The sequence below is a fragment of the Desulfovibrio porci genome, assembly GCF_009696265.1.
Taxonomy (GTDB): domain Bacteria; phylum Desulfobacterota; class Desulfovibrionia; order Desulfovibrionales; family Desulfovibrionaceae; genus Desulfovibrio; species Desulfovibrio porci.
In genome coordinates, this window is record NZ_VUMH01000010.1 from 74,773 (window position 1) to 88,885 (window position 14,113).

The following is a 14,113-nucleotide window of genomic DNA, read 5'->3' on the forward strand; positions in this document are numbered from 1 at the left end:
AATAACTAGCATTTCCCTCCGCTCCATGCTACAGTCTTCCGCACGCGAGGAAGGCACGGCCCTCTGTCGCGCCGCCTGTTTTCATTTCTGTCTGCAAGGATGGTCAGCATGCCCACGGATACGTTGCCCCCCTGGTTGGATCATCAAGCAATCGACAAGGCTCTGGGCCGCGAAAGCGCGCCGGACAATGCCGAGTTGCGGGATATTCTGGACAAATCGCTGGCTCTGGAGTCCCTGAGCATTCAGGAGGCCGCCGCGCTGATGCGGGTCAGCGACCCCGAGCACTTGGTTCTGCTGATGAACACGGCGGATCAGGTCAAGCAGAAGGTTTACGGCGACCGTATCGTGCTTTCCGCGCCGCTGCACATTTCCAATTACTGCGGCAGCGAGTGCCTGTACTGCGCCAACCGCCGCGGCAACACGACGGTGGCGCGCAAATACATGACCCCGCCGGAAATGCGCGAAGCCGGGCGCAAGCTGATCCGCCAGGGCCACAAGCGGGTCATTCTGGTCAGTGGCCAGTTGCCCAATGCGGAAGTGGAATATCTGGAAGAAGCCGTCAGCGTGCTCTATACCGTTTTTGACGGCATGGGCGAGATCCGCCGGGTCAACGTGAATGTGGGGCCGCTGAAGCCCGAGGAGTATGCGATTCTTCAGGCTGCGGACGTGGGCACGGTGCTGATTTATCAGGACACCTATCACGAAGCCAGTTACCGCGCCGCGCATGTGAGCGGGCCCAAGAGCGATTATCTGGGCCGCCTGCACGCCCCCGACACGGCTTTTCAGGCCGGGGTGGGGGATGTGGGGCTGGGCCTGCTGCTGGGCCTGGGGCCCTGGCAGTACGACCTGCTGGCCGTCATGCTGCACGCCGCGCATCTGACGCGCGTTTACGACGCGGGCAGCCGCACTGTGAGCATGCACCGCCTGCGCCCCGTGCCCGGCGGCGGCTTTGAAGTTCCCTATCCCCTGAGCGACGGCGAATATCTGCGTTGCGTGGCCATCGCCCGTCTGGCCGTGCCCTATACCGGCATTGTGCTGACCACCAAGGAGCCCGCGGGCCTCTGGCGCGACGGCTGCAACGTGGGCTGTTCGCAACTGCTCACGGGCAGCGTGGCAAATCCGTATGAAAGCTGGAACGAGGCCCCCGGCGAAAAGATTCCTTTCCCCATTGGTGAGGATTGCCATGTGGACGAAGTGGTGCGCTTCCTGCTGGAAGAGGCCCGGCATCTGCCGTCCTTCTGCACGGCCTGTCCGCGTCTGGGCCGCAGCGGCCCTGAATTCCTCTCCATGGTGCAGGAATGCGGCATGAAGAGCCAGTGCGGGCCCAATTCCATCGCCTCATTTATGGAATTTTTACTCAACTACGCCACGCCGTATACCCGTCAGATGGGGGAAAAGCTGATTTCCGAAAAGCTGGACGGTCTGCCGGGGCCTGAGCGGGGCGCGGCCGAGCGCCTCCTGCAAAAGGTCAGGTCCGGGCGTATGGACGAATTTATTTAAGTTTTTTCCATAGTTGTCGACTGCCGCCGCCGCGGCTCCGGACTGGTTTTTCCGGGGCAGCGGCGGCGACAACATTCGGAAGACCGGAAGCCGGGGAGACAAGGTCAGACGCATCCTGCTTTCCCACAGAAGGGCTGAAGCCGATATGCCTTTCCCTTCTCCGTCTGTTCTCAAGCAGAGCAATTTATTGCGCTGTCAAGCGCTGGAGCGGGCGCATTTGAACTTTAAAAATATAAGTTCGTAAGGGTCATCTGCTGTAAGATGCGTCTGTCCCCGCCGGAGGTCCCGAAAATTTGACGCCGGGCCGTCCGCGGGGTAACTCCCAGAGCAACGCGCTACGCCTGGAGCGGACGGCGCGGGGGAAGGAGCGAAGCGTGGCGGAACGATGGAGCGAGATATATTTCGATAAGCAGGACAAGGACATCCTAGCCCTGGTCAACCGCATTCTGGAATCCCATTGCGGGCCTTCCGAAGATTGCCTGTTTGATCCCAATCTGCACCCGCACGGCATCAAGGAAATGGTGGCCACGCCGGTGTCGCGCATGGCTTACGCGGTCATCAACCTGCTGCGCAACCTGGAGGCCGGCGGCACGCAGTCCAGGGACCGCCTGCTGGCTTTGCAGACCCTCTATGACGAAGTGCTCAACAGCGCGCATTCGACCTTGCGCCGCAACACGGCCCGCGTGCTCATGCAGATTATGAAGAGCATGGTGCGGGCGCACGGCCAGCGTCTGGCCCAGCTCAAGCTGGCGCACGATTTCCGCCGCGTGGTCCAGGGCACGCCCCGGGTGGTGCGGCGCATGCTGGCCCGCTATCATCTGCCGGAAATGCCCGAGGACTGGAACCAGCTGGCTTTCGACGACCATGTCTACGACGCCAACACCAAGGGCCGCAAAACCCCCACGCATCTGATCATGGACGCCTGGATCAAGGGACTGCGGACCCTGACCGTGGCCTATGAGTACTGGGTGGACCCGGAGGCGGCCAGGGAAATCCTGCGCGCCGCGGAAATCACCGGCATTGCCGTGCGCATCGGCCTGGAATTCCAGGTGCCGTTTTATGACCGCTTCGCCAGCCTGTTCTGGGTTCCGCGCGGTTTCAGTTCCAACGAGGACTTTCTGGAATTCCTGCACAGCCCCAAACTGGCGGCCATGATGAAACAGGGACGGGACGTGCTGAACTGGCGGCGTGAGCGGGTGCTCCGGGTGCTGGCCGCCTGGAACGAGATCCAGCGCCCACAACTGGCCGAGGTCTGGGGCGTGCCCGTGCCGGAACTCACGGCCGAGGTTTTTTTACGTTTCGTGGGCCGTGGCCAGCCCTCCAACCTGCATTTGGCCGAGTGCCTGCACAAGCATGTGCTGCCCGCGGCCAAGGCCCGCGCCGCCAAACTGGCCGAGGTGGAGGACGAAGCCTCCCGCGCCGAACTGGAGAGCCTGGAAAATCTGGGTCCGGATGTCATTACCGACAATTGGCTTTCAGCCGATAAGCATCCGGAACTGCCGGACCTGAACCGTCCCGCGCCGCCGGAGGAAATGCCCGCGCTGCTGCGCCTTTCGCCCTATGAACTGACGCGCGAACTTCAGGATCTCAACCCCGGCTACCGCCTGGTGCTCGGCACCGCCGGTCTGAGCGTCGAGGATGTGGCCGAACTGCTCTGGGATTGCCGGGGAGCCGTCACCCATCTGGAAATCTTCAATATGAAGGGCTGGATGGAAGGCAAAATGGTCGAGATCGGGGCCATCGGCGAATTGCAGCGCGCCCTGAATCTGGGGCTGGGACCGCGCGTCAAGCAGATAGTGCGCCAGATGGTCCGGCATATGGAGCAGCGGGGCGATGACGTCCGCGCGGCCAAATTCCGGGATATTCTGCACAATGTGCCCAAATTGTGGGAGCATTACCGCCACAATCCGCTCAAGTCCCGCCTGGGCACCAGCTCGGCCAGCCGCCGTTCCTTCGGCATGGGCCTGGTGCTCAAGGAAACCCTGCCCCGGCGTTCGCTGGCCGAACTGCGGCGCAAGCAGCGGCACACCCGGCCCATTCCCATCTGCTCGCCGGTGGAGGAGCGCCTGACCTTCCGCACGCCGGAGAATCCCTCCTTCTGGCAGCGTCTGGGCGCGCGGCTGCGCATTCTGCCGGGTTGCCGCCATCTGGGCATGGAGCGGCGGCGCGAATGGAAAGCCGCCAGCGAGGGCTGCCGGATCTGCCCCAACGGCAATGTGGCCAATCTGGGCGGCCTGAATCTGGTCACGGGCAACAATCTGCTGGGCAAGAGCGGGGTCTGCGGCGAGGTCCGCCCGGGATTCCCCTACCTGAACAGCGCGGTCAGCAACTGGCTTAAAGTGCTGCTGGGTTTCATCCCGGCCTTTTTCTCCTTTCTTTACACCCAGGACTGGTGGTTTCTGGCCTGGTTCGGCACCTTCATCTGGTTCGGCATCACCGGGGTGCGCAATGTGGTGCAGATGGTTCTGGCGGCCAAGGGGGCCACGCGCGACACGCTCATTCACTGGAAGGAGCAGGTCAGCATCAGCCGTTTGTGCGACTCGCTGATGTATACCGGCATCTCCGTGCTGCTGCTGGAAGTCATGGTGCGCGTCTGGCTGCTGCAGGAGGGGCTGGGCGTGACTGTGGACGGCAATCCCACTCTGGTCTTCACCGTGTTGAACATTGTCAACGGCTTTTACATCTTCGCCCACAATCTCTACCGGGGTTTTCCCAAGGAAGCGGCCATCGGCAACCTTTTCCGCAGCGCCCTGGCCATTCCGGTATCCTCGTTCTACGATTTTGCGCTCTTTGAAGGGCTGCTGAGCGTGGGGGTGGAAAATCCCGAAATCTATCTGGTTCCCAGCGCGGCCGTAGTCTCCAAAATGGCCTCGGATACGGTGGCGGCCCTGATCGAAGGCTACGCCGACAGCCAGGTCAACCTGCGCATGCGCCGCTGGGACTACAAAGGCAAGGTGAACAATGTCTTTGCCTGCTATACCCGGCTGGAGCTGCTTTTCCCGCAGGAAGACGCCCTGATCAACCTGGCCCGGCCCGGCGGGCTCGGCGGACGCGGCGGCGCCAGAGGCCGTGAACTGGAGCGGGCCTTCATCATCAACGCTCTGGATCTCATGTACTTCTGGTTCTATCAGCCGCGCGCGCAGGACGCCTTCCGCCAGATGGTGCGCGGCATGCCCGAGGCCGACCGCAACGTGCTGGCCCGCGCCCAACTGGTGCTCACCCGTGAACGCGAGATCAGCCAGATGCTGGTGGACGGCCTGCTGGGACGCAATTTCTCGCGGCCCCTGGCCTTTTTCCTGGACAAGCGCAAGCAGTATCTGCGGCGTTTGACCCGCCTTTGCCGTCCGGGCAGGATGCGCGAACCGGGCTGCTTTCAGTGAGCCATGCCTGACGGCGCGCGTCTGCGGAGTTTGAACGCGCAAACAGTAAAGAGCGGGGACAGAGTGTTCCCGCTCTTTACTGTTTGCGTGAAAAAAATTTCTTTCATGCAGTTACGGCAACTCTTCAGTTTTGTTGATACATTTTATTGGTTGTTTGATCATTCTACGCTTGTACAAAAAAGAACACGACTTTTTTTCGAGAGACATCTTGCAACAGCAAGATACATGCGATATCGTATCTACAAGATATTTTTCATATTATTCATGGCATTCCCCTGCCGGGAAGGCCGAGCAACATTAAGGAGTCGTAGATGAGCACCGATGTCAAAAGCATGCACATGGGGCAGATTACCTCCTTCTTCATCCCTAACGTCACCTTGGTGGGTGAAGGCTGTTCCAAGGAAATTCCCGCCCGCCTGAAAAGCATCGGCGGCGTCAAACCCCTGATCGTCACCGACCAGGGTATTGTCAAAGCCGGCATCCTGAAGCAGATCACTGATATTCTTGACAGCGCGGGCATGAAGTATGCCATTTTCGATCAGACCGTGCCCAATCCTACGGATAAAAATGTGGAAGCGGCCTTTGAGGTTTACAAAAAAGAAAAATGCGACAGCCTGATCACCCTGGGCGGCGGCAGCTCGCACGACTGCGGCAAGGGCGTGGGTTTTCTGGCCGGCAACGGCGGCAAGATTCATGATTACGAAGGCGTGGACAAGTCCTCCAAACCCTTCCCGCCCTATGTGGCCGTGAACACCACCGCCGGCACCGCTTCGGAAATGACGCGCTTCTGCATCATCACCGATACTTCCCGCAAGGTGAAGATGGCCATTGTGGACTGGCGCTGCACGCCCAGCGTGGCCATTGACGACCCGCTGCTGATGATGGGCATGCCCCCGGCCCTGACCGCCGCCACGGGCATGGACGCCCTGACGCACGCCGTGGAAGCCTACGTCTCCACCGCGGCCACTCCCATGACCGACGCCTGCGCTGAAAAAGCCATCGAATACATCAACCGCTATCTGCGCCGCGCCGTGGCCAACGGCCGGGACAAGGAAGCCCGCGAAGGCATGTGCTACGCCCAGTATCTGGCCGGTATGGCCTTCAACAACGCCAGCCTCGGTCATGTGCATGCCATGGCCCACCAGCTCGGCGGCTTCTACGACCTGCCACACGGCGAATGCAACGCCATTCTGCTGCCCCATGTCAGCCAGTACAATCTGATTTCCAGCCGCCGTCGCTTTGGGCGCATCGCGCGCCTGCTGGGCGAACGCACCGAGGGCCTCAGCCCCACCGACGCTTCGCAGAAAGCCATCACCGCCATCACCATTCTGTCCAAGGACGTGGGCATTCCTGACGGCCTCATCGCCCTGGGCAAGAAGTATGGCAAGGACGTGCGCGAGGAAGACATTCCGACCATGACCGCCAACGCCCAGAAGGACGCTTGCGGCCTGACCAATCCGCGCATGATGACCGACGCCGCCGTGGCCGCCATTTACAAGGCCGCCCTGTAGCGCTTCCGGCGCGTTACGCGCCCCGTTGAAAAAAGAAAACGGCATGGCTTGCGGGCCATGCCGTTTTTTCGTATCCGCGCGCCGCGCCGCATGGCGCGCGCTCAGGGCCGGATGATCTTGTCCGCCAGATCAAGGCTGGTGACGATATCCAGCATGTTGGAGGTTTCGCCCACGGCCTTGGCCTCCAGCAGGCCGTAATGGGCCAGACAGGTGCCGCAGACCAGCACCGAGACATTGTTTTGCGCCAGATTCCGCAGGGCGTCCAGGGCCGGGCCCGGCCGGGCCGCCAGCTTCACGCCGCCGTTGAGCAGCACCAGCCGCCAGAGGCGCGCTCCCAGTTCCGGCAGGGTGGTGAGAAAATTGGCCATTAGTTTGCCGCCCAGCTCCTCGTCGCCCCGGCCCAGAGTTTCCGTAGTGACCAGCACCAGGGTCCGCGTCTCGCGCCGGGTGGCGGATGCCGCTTCAGGCGCGGCGGTTTTCTCGTCGTCGGTAACGGCTTGGTTCTCGGCGCGGGCCGTGAGCCGCCAGAAACCACCGTTTTCCGCGGCCCACGCCACTTCGAAGCCACGGCCGCGCAGAAAACGGGCCACGTTTTCCCTGGCCGCGTCGTTATCCACCAGAATTTCCAGCGCGGTCGCGCCTTCCGCCAAACTGTCCCGGCAGCGGATAACCGGCTGCGGGCAGGTAAGGCCCCGACAATCCACTAGAATCATGGAATCCCTCTCTGTTGTTAAGAATAATTGCCATTTATCTGAAATAAGGCTAAGCCTATTTTCAAAACAGTCGATAAGCAAGGCAAACTTGGCGAGGATAGTATGGGGATTTTGCTGCAAATCGTGAGTTTACTGCTGGTGGTGGGGCTGGTTGCCATCCGGCCGGAGGGCGCTGTATTCTGGATATTGCTGGCGGGTCTGGCCGTGTGCGCCGCGGCGGACCTGAGCCTGTGGCTGGCGGTCCGGCGAAAGCAGGCCGAACTGTCGGCCTTTGCCGACAGCCTGCGCGACGCGGGGAGTCCCGTGCCGCAAGGCGACGGGCTGGAGCGCGTGCGCCGGAGTCTGGCGGATATGCATGCCGCCCGGCAGCAGGCCGCGGAGGCTGCGGAAGCCGAGGCCCGCGACCTGCGCGACGCGGCCGGGAGCCTGCGGGCCGAATTGGCCGAGGCGCGCGGGCATGAGCGGGAACTGGCCGACAAGCTGGCGCAGAGCGCGCCCGTGCTGGACAAGGCCCACAGCGTCTGCAACAAGCTGTCCACGGACGTGCGCCATTTGTCGCAACTGGTTGCGGATGTGGATAAGGGCGTGGAAGTGCAGCGCGTGCGTCTGGGTGAAACCGGCGGAGCCATGGAACGCGTGGCCGAGGCCGCGCAGGAATCCTCCATCCGCGTGCGCGAAGTCTCGGACAATGCCGAAACCTCGCGCGGTCAGGCCGTTACCGGCGAAGAGGAAGTGCGCGGCGCGGTGGCTTCCATCGAAACGGTCAAAAGAACCATTCTGCATCTCAAGGAAGCCATGGCCGGTCTGGGCGAAAAGGCCAGCAACATCGGCCAGGTGATGAGCGTCATCAATGAAGTGGCGGACCAGACCAATCTGCTGGCGCTCAATGCGGCCATTGAGGCGGCGCGCGCGGGCGAGGCCGGGCGCGGTTTCGCCGTGGTGGCCGACGAGGTGCGCAAACTGGCCGAAAAGACCATGGGCGCCACCAAGGAAGTTGAGGAAGCCGTCCACGCGATTCAGGAAGAAACGCAACGCAATGTGGAAAATGTGGAAGAGGCCGCGCGGCTGACCGTGGAAAGCGCGGAACGGGCCTCCCGCGCCGGAGAGTTTATGGGCAAGATTGTGGGCGGCATGGAAGAAACCGCCGAACATCTGAAGATCATCGCCCAGGGCGCGGCCGAACAGTCTGAAAGCAGCACGCAGACCAACGGCGCTCTGGAGGAAATCCGCCACGTGGCCGAAAGCACGGCCACCAATATGGAAACCTTCACGGCGGCCCTGCTTTCGTTCAAAAGCGGCATGGAAGAGCTGGACATGATCGTCAACGCTCTGGTGACGGGCGATTACGCCCAGGCCGCCGCAACGGACAAATTCGTGCAGTGGACGCCCAAGCTGGACCTGCATGTGCCGGCTATCGACAGCCAGCACCGCCGGCTCTGCGGTTACATCAACGATCTCTACCGGGCCATGAAGAACAACCGCACCGGCGAGGAGCTTCAGGCCATTGTGAAGAAACTGCGGGACTACACGGCCTCGCATTTCAGTGACGAGGAAAAGATTTTTGCGCCTTCGCAATATCCCGGCACCGAGGAGCACAAGGCCATTCACCGCAAGTTCGTGGCCAAGCTGGACGAATTTGAGGCGCAGCTCAAAGACGGTACGGCCACGGTGAGCATGGATCTGCTGAGCTTCCTCAAGGATTGGCTCATCAACCATATTGCGGGCACGGATCCCACCTATCTGCCCTATATCCAGGATATGGTCGAGAACGGCGGCTAAACGGCCGCGCCTTTCGAAATCTTTCAAAGCCCAAGCGCCCGGATACGGATTCGGGCGCTTGGCGTTTTATGCGGCGGGGTTCAGTATGGTCGCGGTGTTGGAAAGGCCGGGCGTGTACTGCTGTTGCGCCGTTTGAAAGGATACCTGTCGGGTGAGGAGACGCAATGCATTTTGTGACTGCACGGGGGATTTTATCGGCAAAGAATGGGATGAACCTGTATCGCGGTTGCTCGCATGGCTGCATATATTGCGATTCAAGAAGTACATGCTACCATATGGGACATGATTTTGAAGATATTGAAGTTAAATCAAACGCGCTTGTATTATTAGAGGATATTCTTAAAAAGAAACGCGCAAAATGCATGCTGGCTACCGGATCCATGACCGATCCGTATATTCCGCTGGAAAATGAAATCAAACATGTCAGAAAAGCGTTGTCATTGGCCCATCAATATGGTTTCGGATTCACATTGATAACAAAATCAAACCTTGTCTTGAGAGATTTGGATCTGCTGAAAAACATACATGAAAAAACAAAATGCGTCGTTCAGATGACATTAACTACCTATGACGATGAGTTGTGCAAAAAAATTGAGCCGAACGTCAGCACAACACGGGAACGCTTTGAAGTATTACAGCAATTACGCAATGCCGGTATTCCCACAGTCGTCTGGCTTTGCCCCATTCTTCCTTTCATCAACGATACTGAAAAAAATATAGCGGGAATTTTAGAGTATTGCATTGAGGCAAAGGTTTACGGCATTATCTGCTTTGGTATGGGGGTGACGCTTCGCGAAGGAAGCCGGGAATATTTCTACAGCCAACTGGACCGCTTGTTTCCGTATCTGAAAGAAAAATATATGCACATTTATGGGACGCAATATGCGCTTGCCAGCCCCAATGACAAAGCATTGATGCGAATGTTTCATCAGGTCTGCGAGAAAAACGGCATTGCGCATGATAACAAGAAAATATTTGACTATTTGAAAACGTTTGAAAAAAAACAACATAATGTGCAAGTAAGTCTGTATGGCATGCTGAATAGGGCTTCGGTTGGTAAGGCATTGCCGCCCGGGGGAGAATAAAAGCATCGTTTGTGTTCTGCCCCCGGCCCGCTGCGCGGCATATTTTTTACTCGCTCGGACGGGCGGTTTATGCCGTATCGCGGCGGACGGGGCGTTTTTTCGTACAAGAGGCAGGCCGCCGCATGCCTCGGCGGCCTGCCGGAGAATCCTATGTGTACCACATGCGGTCACGCAGGCGTTTCAGGCCGTCGTCCCCCACATAGCGGCGCAGGAGTTTGTCCGGCGCGTTGAGCAGGTCCACCACCAGCAGGGCGTCAAGCGTGCCGAACCGTCTGTCCTCGTGAAAGGCCGCGATGCGCCCGCCCAGTTGCAGGTAATGCTTGAAGAGGATCGGCAGGGCGCGGCCGTCCTCCATCTGACGCACCAGAGCGTTCACCGTGGCGTAATCCAGATCGCGGGCGAAGCTCAGCTCCTCGCGGAGGACGCGGGGCCGCCGTCCCTCCGCCAGGCCCGCCAAAGGCGCGTGCCAGTGGCGCAGACGCAGATGCCGCCAGAGCAGGTCCACGGACTGGGGGCGGTAATTGAGGCCCATGCTGGACGGGCCGAAGAGCGTCCGCACGCCGTAGCGCAGCGCCAGTTGCCCGATGCCTTTCCAGAGCAGGAGAAGGGGCGCGTAATCACGCTGGTATTCGGCGCTCACAAAAGCCCGGCCCAGTTCCAGGGCATTGCCGCACTGGCGGAAGAATTCCGGTTTGAAGTGGAACAGCGAGGCCGTATAGAGCGTCTCCCTGCCATAGGTCCGGGCCAGTTCGGGCCGGACCAGACGCGTACGGTATGCTCCCGCCAGGGCGCGGCCCTTTTCATCCACCAGCAACAAGTGTTCATAATGCGCGTCATAGCGGTCCTGGTCCCGCTCCCGGCCGCTGCCTTCGCCCAGAGCGCGGAAGGCTTCCTCGCGTCGCCGGGTCAGGGCATCCAGCAACAGCGGCGATTCGTTGCCTTGCAGCAGATAAACCGCGTAGCGTCCGTCCTCTGCCAGACGGCGGTTGCGGGGCAGGGCGGCCAGCACTTCCATGAATTCCCCGGCGGACACGGCCGGGGCCAGTGGCCTGCAACGGGCGGGGCGCGCCGTCCGGCCCGCGTCCGCCAAGGCGGACTGGCAGAGGCGCAGGCAGTGCACGCGCCGGGCGTCGTCCAGGGCGGCCAGACCGGTGGAGCTGGCAGGCAGGCCCACGCGCATGGCCGCCCGGCTGCGGCGCTGGCCATAGAGCACGCGCGGCAGCAGCGCCCCGGCCAACTCGTCGTTGCAGCGGGCCGCCGCCAGAAACAGCGGGCTGACGCGCACGTCAAAATGCAGCGGCAGCAGGCGTGGGCCGTCGCTTCCGCCGCAACGGCTCAAGCGTCCCAGCAAGGGGAGCCAGGGCTCTTCGACCGGGCCGCGCCGCGTCAGGCGGCGGGCCACCCGGCCCGACGGAAAGATGCCCAAAGCGCCGCCCTCGCGCAGATGCCGCAGGGCCTGCCGCAACATGGTCGCATTATGGCCTTTGCGGCGGCCGGAAAGATCCAGGGGCAGGAGCATGGGTGCAAGCTGGGGCAGGCTCAGCAGCGCGTCGTTGGCCAGGATTTTCAGGTCGGACCGGACGCCGCCGCAGCGGGCGGCCATGATCAGGCCTTCCAGCGCGCCCGAAGGATGGTTGGCATAGAACAGCAGCGGTCCGTGCGGAGGGATGCGCGCCATTTCTTCCGGCGCGCAGTCCACGTTTATTTCCAGAGCCGTCAGGCAGGCTTCGGCGTAGTCGGCTGGCGCCGCGCGGCATGGGAGGCGCCGGGCCATTTTTTCCAGACGGCCCAGTCCGGAAATCCGCCGTCCCAGGCTCTTACCCAGAAGCTTCAGTGTCTTGTCCAGGGGGTCGCGCCGGCCCGGCAGGCTCAGCGCGCCTACATCGCTTGTCATATATCCTCCTGCGGATGAAAATAAAAAGGCCCCGGCGGGATGTCTCAGTAATTCCCGGCGAGGCCTTGAGTGGAACTGGTTTCGGCAAGGAAGCCCGGCGCGGAGCCGCCTTCACCGTTTTCCAGCGCCTGCTGGCATTCGCAGCAGCGTGTGGTTCCGGGGGCGGCCAGCAGGCGGGCCAGCGGGATTTCTTCCCCGCAGTCCTCGCAGAGTGGGGAACCTCCGTGACGCAGAAAGTCCAGCAGGCTTTGCAGGCCGCGAATGCGCTCCGCGCTGTGCGTGGCGCAGCTCTCGGCCAGATGGACCGCCGTCAGATGCCCGGCCGCGTCCAGTTCGTCGGCGCAGGGCTGGATCTGAAAAGCTTCGCGCAGGAGCGACAGGCGCGTCCGCGCTTCAGCCAGTTCGGTCTGAATGTACGTGAGTGTGTGGTCCATGATCCGTCTCCATATCCATATGTGGTTTATGAATGATCCATATCTACCCGGATCATTTGGCGGAACGGTGACGGTTGGGTGAATTCGCGCGGGCATAAAAAATTCGCGTCCGGCGAGTTTACTTGAAAACGGGCCGAGGGCCGCGCAAGCGCCGCGAAGGGGGTTCAGCAATAAAAAAAGCCCTCGCGCCGTAAGCGCAAGGGCTTTTCATTCAGGGGAAGGGCTGTTCAGTTTCCGCACATCTCAAGGAAGTAGCGGTGCAGCCGCGTATCGGGAGTCAGCTCGGGATGGAAGGAAGTCGCCAGCACGTTGTCCTGGCGTACGGCCACGGCCTGCCCCTTGACCTCGGCCAGCACACGCACGCGCGGACCCACGCCGGTCAGCACGGGCGCGCGGATGAACACCGCCGGAAACGGCGGCATGCCCAGCTCCGGCAGGTCCAGCTCGGTTTCGAAGCTGTCCACCTGGCGGCCGAAGGCGTTACGGCGCACAACGGCATCCAGCACGCCCAGACGGGGCTGGTCCGAGTTTTCGATCTCGCGGCAAAGCAGGATCAGGCCCGCGCAACTGCCGTAGACCGGCATGCCGTCTTCAATGCGCCGCCGCAGGGGATCGAGCATGCCCAGCTCCACCAGCAGTTTGCCCATGGTGGTGCTTTCGCCGCCGGGAATGATCATGGCGTCGATGCCGTCCATGTGCCCGAGCTGGCGCACTTCGCGGGCCTCGGCTCCCAGGCGGGTCACCGAGGCCGCGTGCTCGCGGAAGGCCCCTTGCAGCGCCAGAACACCCACGCAGGGTTTGGCCATCTTACCAGCCCCGTTCCTGCATGCGTTCGGCGTCCGGGATGGAGGAGATCTCGATGCCGACCATGGGTTCGCCCAGATCGCGGGAGATTTCGGCCAGCATGGCGTAGTCCTTGTAGTTGGTCACGGCCTGCACAATGGCCTTGGCGCGCTTGGCCGGATCGCCGGACTTGAAGATGCCCGAGCCCACGAACACGCCGTCGCAGCCCAGATGCATCATCAGGGCCGCGTCGGCCGGGGTGGCGATGCCGCCGGCGGCGAAGTTGACCACGGGCAGGCGGCCTTCCTTGCGCACGAGCAGGCAGATTTCCAGGGGCGCGCCGCATTCCTTGGCGAAGTTGGGCACTTCGGCGTCGGGCAGGGCGCAGAGCATGCGGATTTCATCCATGACCTGACGGCAGTGGCGCACGGCTTCCACCACGTTGCCGGTGCCGGGTTCGCCCTTGGTGCGGATCATGGCCGCGCCTTCGGCGATGCGGCGCAGGGCTTCGCCCAGATTGCGGCAGCCGCAGACAAAGGGCACGGTGAAGTCGCGCTTGTCGATGTGGTAACGGTCGTCGGCGGGAGTCAGCACTTCGCTTTCGTCAATGTAGTCCACGCCCAAGGCTTCCAGAATGCGCGCTTCCACAAAGTGGCCGATGCGCGCCTTGGCCATGACCGGGATGCTGGCCACTTCCATGATCTTTTTGACGATGGTGGGGTCGGCCATGCGGGCCACGCCGCCGGCGGCGCGGATGTCGGCGGGCACGCGTTCCAGGGCCATAACGGCGCAGGCGCCCGCTTCTTCAGCGATTTTCGCCTGTTCGGGGGTGGTGACGTCCATGATCACACCGCCCTTGAGCATTTCGGCAAGGCCGGTCTTGAGGCGGATGGTGCCCTGTTCCATAGCTGTACTCCTTCTATGCCGGGCGCGGCCCGGCGGATGATTTGGCGGATCGCCGCGCGTGCCCGCGACGTTGCTGGCGTGTATATATGCGATAATCAACCGACTGACAATACATCCGCGCAGCGCCG

The 14,113-nt window shown here is 61.7% G+C and carries 10 protein-coding genes; 5 read left to right on the forward strand and 5 right to left on the reverse strand.

Annotated features, from left to right (window positions below; translation table 11 throughout):
- Positions 1–108: 108 nt before the first annotated feature.
- The 3 genes from hydG (at position 109) to FYJ44_RS10270 (ending at position 6,391) form a co-directional block, all read left to right on the forward strand.
- Entirely contained in the window at positions 109–1,500 is a 1,392-nt protein-coding gene (hydG, locus tag FYJ44_RS10260) for a [FeFe] hydrogenase H-cluster radical SAM maturase HydG (RefSeq protein ID WP_154511784.1), read from the forward strand.
- Positions 1,501–1,874: 374 nt separating this feature from the next.
- Positions 1,875–4,880, forward strand: a complete 3,006-nt coding sequence (locus FYJ44_RS10265; RefSeq protein WP_326833681.1) for a hypothetical protein — start codon at positions 1,875–1,877, stop codon at positions 4,878–4,880.
- Between the two features lie 311 nt (positions 4,881–5,191).
- Positions 5,192–6,391: an iron-containing alcohol dehydrogenase gene (locus FYJ44_RS10270; protein ID WP_154511786.1), complete on the forward strand. Its 1,200-nt coding sequence runs from the start codon at positions 5,192–5,194 to the stop codon at positions 6,389–6,391.
- A gap of 101 nt (positions 6,392–6,492) precedes the next feature.
- Here FYJ44_RS10270 and yedF read toward each other — a convergent pair whose 3' ends face one another.
- Positions 6,493–7,104: a sulfurtransferase-like selenium metabolism protein YedF gene (gene yedF, locus FYJ44_RS10275; RefSeq protein WP_154511788.1), complete on the reverse strand. Its 612-nt coding sequence runs from the start codon at positions 7,102–7,104 to the stop codon at positions 6,493–6,495.
- Positions 7,105–7,206: 102 nt separating this feature from the next.
- Between yedF and FYJ44_RS10280 the strand changes: the two genes are divergently transcribed.
- Together FYJ44_RS10280 and FYJ44_RS10285 are read left to right on the forward strand one after the other, a co-directional pair.
- Positions 7,207–8,883: a bacteriohemerythrin gene (locus tag FYJ44_RS10280; protein WP_154511790.1), complete on the forward strand. Its 1,677-nt coding sequence runs from the start codon at positions 7,207–7,209 to the stop codon at positions 8,881–8,883.
- A gap of 164 nt (positions 8,884–9,047) precedes the next feature.
- Positions 9,048–9,968, forward strand: a complete 921-nt coding sequence (locus FYJ44_RS10285; RefSeq protein WP_154511792.1) for an SPL family radical SAM protein — start codon at positions 9,048–9,050, stop codon at positions 9,966–9,968.
- Between the two features lie 148 nt (positions 9,969–10,116).
- Here FYJ44_RS10285 and FYJ44_RS10290 read toward each other — a convergent pair whose 3' ends face one another.
- The 4 genes from FYJ44_RS10290 to pdxS all read right to left on the reverse strand — a co-directional run bounded on the left by FYJ44_RS10290 (position 10,117) and on the right by pdxS (position 13,985).
- Positions 10,117–11,862, reverse strand: coding sequence for a bifunctional lysophospholipid acyltransferase family protein/GNAT family N-acetyltransferase (locus FYJ44_RS10290; RefSeq protein WP_154511794.1), 1,746 nt, complete (start codon positions 11,860–11,862; stop codon positions 10,117–10,119).
- A gap of 44 nt (positions 11,863–11,906) precedes the next feature.
- Complete coding sequence (locus FYJ44_RS10295; RefSeq protein WP_154511796.1) at positions 11,907–12,296, reverse strand: TraR/DksA family transcriptional regulator; 390 nt, start codon at positions 12,294–12,296, stop codon at positions 11,907–11,909.
- A 227-nt stretch (positions 12,297–12,523) separates the two neighbouring features.
- A complete protein-coding gene (gene pdxT / locus FYJ44_RS10300) occupies positions 12,524–13,102 on the reverse strand; it encodes a pyridoxal 5'-phosphate synthase glutaminase subunit PdxT (protein ID WP_154511798.1) in 579 nt (192 codons plus the stop codon).
- Position 13,103: 1 nt separating this feature from the next.
- Complete coding sequence (pdxS, locus tag FYJ44_RS10305; RefSeq protein ID WP_154511800.1) at positions 13,104–13,985, reverse strand: pyridoxal 5'-phosphate synthase lyase subunit PdxS; 882 nt, start codon at positions 13,983–13,985, stop codon at positions 13,104–13,106.
- Between the last annotated feature and the right edge of the window lie 128 nt (positions 13,986–14,113).

Bases quoted from the DNA above. Each gene is read 5' to 3' on its own strand.
- hydG (WP_154511784.1), top strand. From the start codon at position 109: ATGCCCACGGATACGTTGCCCCCCTGGTTGGATCATCAAGCAATCGAC.
- FYJ44_RS10270 (WP_154511786.1), top strand. From the start codon at position 5,192: ATGAGCACCGATGTCAAAAGCATGCACATGGGGCAGATTACCTCCTTC.
- yedF (WP_154511788.1), bottom strand. From the start codon at position 7,104: ATGATTCTAGTGGATTGTCGGGGCCTTACCTGCCCGCAGCCGGTTATC.
- FYJ44_RS10280 (WP_154511790.1), top strand. From the start codon at position 7,207: ATGGGGATTTTGCTGCAAATCGTGAGTTTACTGCTGGTGGTGGGGCTG.
- FYJ44_RS10285 (WP_154511792.1), top strand. From the start codon at position 9,048: ATGCATTTTGTGACTGCACGGGGGATTTTATCGGCAAAGAATGGGATG.
- FYJ44_RS10290 (WP_154511794.1), bottom strand. From the start codon at position 11,862: ATGACAAGCGATGTAGGCGCGCTGAGCCTGCCGGGCCGGCGCGACCCC.
- FYJ44_RS10295 (WP_154511796.1), bottom strand. From the start codon at position 12,296: ATGGACCACACACTCACGTACATTCAGACCGAACTGGCTGAAGCGCGG.
- pdxT (WP_154511798.1), bottom strand. From the start codon at position 13,102: ATGGCCAAACCCTGCGTGGGTGTTCTGGCGCTGCAAGGGGCCTTCCGC.
- pdxS (WP_154511800.1), bottom strand. From the start codon at position 13,985: ATGGAACAGGGCACCATCCGCCTCAAGACCGGCCTTGCCGAAATGCTC.